Raw genomic sequence first — 2,484 nt, 5'->3', positions numbered from 1 at the left:
CGGCGGCGTGCGACCGCACAGCGGTCTGTACCACGGCATGGGACGCCGCTGCCCTGCCTGCCTTTTCATTTTCACTGCGTCTTGACGGATTATCTGTTGCAGATAGAAGTTGCGCGCTGCACAGGGTAGCAGCCCCCGCAACGACCTGTTCTATCTTGTCGATGTCTCTTCCTTGCTGGGAATCAGACAGCCTCTGCATCAGTTCAGCTTTGGTATCGGAAGGTATGACTTTATTGGTTGATGCAGGAGCCATCAATTCAACGGGAAGCGAATTGGCATAGGCGTTATTCGCGTCACCGATACTTCTGGAAACAGAGACCAGGTGCGCCAAAGAAAGGACATCCGGCAAACGCTCGGTGAAAGGCTGCGTAGAGTGTGCGGTATTATCCGTTTTTAAAATCAGCTCGTTTTGAGTTGCAACAGGTGATAATGTGGTCATCATATTTTTCAACTCCGTGTTAATAAATATATCATTTTTGAAATCCACTTACGCTAAATAGGGTTACCCCGCAACGTGTTGCATTTTTCGGGTAATGAATTTACCCGCTTGCATCTGGTTTTCGGCCACAGTAGCCATATTTTCGATAATGGCATTGGCAGCTGCAATGCGTTGAGTAAAGCTATCCACCATTCGGTCCATCAGTGCATTCAATATATTTTGCAGTGCAAGATCCTCTAGCATTTTGGCGCGTACTTTTTCTGCTTCCACTTTATTTCCAGCCACAACGATTTCCATGCCGGTTTGCATTGCAACGTTAACGGTCATCGCGACATTTTGGGATTGTTGAACCCTATTAACCCATCTGGCACTTTTTATACTTTGAACGATGAACGAACGCGTAGCCGTTGACCCCCACGCCATAATGGTTCGTCCAATCGTGTTGTCCATCATGGTTTGCAACATCTTTTTCATTGCCTCCCGGGTGGATTGTATTATCGCAGTGGAAGAGAGTTTATCGACCAGCTTACCCATCAGGCTTCCTGCCACCATTGCTACTGCAATTAATAGTACAACGGCAGCAATTGCCCCCAAAGTTTCACTTATTATTGCAGCCGTTTCTTTATCAACCCCAAGTTGTTCCAAAATAAACGAATAATATTTAGCCAGAAGATCTATTAATGGCTTAATAATGTGTTCCATAATCGGTTGCATAGCCTGTTGTATAAAAGACTCGCCCGTGACCGCCTGGTAGATGGCATCGCCAGCCGTCAATGCCAACCCGACGGCAGCCAGCGCTAATGATGTCCCACCAGTAAAAATAGCCGCTGCGAAACCGACAATGGCGATAGCCCAACCGAGAATTTTACCAATACAGCCCATGGTTTTTTGCATCTCTTCCGCTTTACGCTGCTCAATGTCGTATTCACGCGCTTTTTTTTCAGCATCTTTAACCGCTGCTTCTGCCAGTTTCTGCTTCAATGCAGCGCCAGCCTGTAAATCCTCACTGGCACTTTTATTGATGAGTTCAGCGACAATGGCCAGCAAATAACTGAGACTTTTTGCATTTTCATTTTGCTGTTTCCGTTTAGATTCAATAACGGATATTTGCTGGTTAGGCATCGAGCCCAGCAGGGCTTGTGCTTGCTGCCTGGTATTTTCCAGAATGGCTCTACTGGCAATTTCTGCCAGGCGTGCAGGCTCCAGTCTGTTTTTGAGTGCATCCTCATAGTGGGCCACAGCGCGCTGTTTGTGGTTATATGCCTCGGTAACAGCACATTTCGCTTCCTCTATTTTCTTACTCAGGTCAGGGGATAGCACGCCGTTCTCTTGTAATTCCCGCTCTGCTTGATTCTGCAAAAACTGCAACTGCTTTTGCGCATCGGTATAGGTGTCCGTTGCCGCGGTAGCCTGCTGTTTTAATCCATTGACCAGCGTCTGTGCCTGCGTCAACGCATCACTGTCATTGGCCCACTGCTGAGCATGCTGCTCTAATTGATCGGCGAGTACACCATATGTCTGAGAATGACCCGCCAGTTGCGCATTGTATATCTTCAGTTGATCGACCATTTTCTGTAGTGTCACATCGCCAGTCAGCTGATTTATTTTGCCTAGCAGGCTAGTCATGCGAGCAGAGGCAGTCAGCGAAGTCGCAGGGTTGTCTGCACCCGATGCGATTTGGGACAACGGAGATAAAGCGAAAGGCTCCGATGCCAATTGCGGTATATTGGCATCTTGTGGTGTCCGGGGCTGAGCAGCGTTTCCCTGCAATGCGTTAGTAGTATTTTGCAAAATGGCAGCCAGTTGCTCTGGCCGTAATAGTGTCATCGCCACTGCAACAGAATCTCGTTGCGGATGCTCCCTCAGCCCTGCCTCACCAAAACGTTTAATAGCGGTGCTCTGCTTTATTAATTCAGTTCGATGTGTTTCAACGTCTCCACCACCAGAGAATGCGAATGCCGAAGAAAAATCATCAATAGCTATGTTCATTATGCCTCCCTATTGGCAAAATCTTTTAGCGCTGCATTTTCTTCGTTAGCATCCAT

Annotated in this window: 2 protein-coding genes; both read right to left on the bottom strand. The window is 47.6% G+C overall.

Translation table 11 applies throughout. From position 1 onward, the window contains the following. A partial coding sequence (locus tag J5224_RS24890; RefSeq protein WP_264627895.1) for a hypothetical protein occupies positions 1 to 442 on the bottom strand: 442 nt, incomplete at its 3' end. A gap of 60 nt (positions 443 to 502) precedes the next feature. Continuing rightward, positions 503 to 2,428: a type III secretion system translocon subunit SctE gene (gene sctE / locus J5224_RS24885; protein WP_264627894.1), complete on the bottom strand. Its 1,926-nt coding sequence runs from the start codon at positions 2,426 to 2,428 to the stop codon at positions 503 to 505. Positions 2,429 to 2,484 lie beyond the last annotated feature (56 nt).

The organism is Candidatus Symbiopectobacterium sp. NZEC135 (assembly GCF_025962695.1).
The sequence above is the reverse complement of the archived record's forward strand: the minus strand, read 5'-3'. Positions and strand labels throughout refer to the sequence as shown.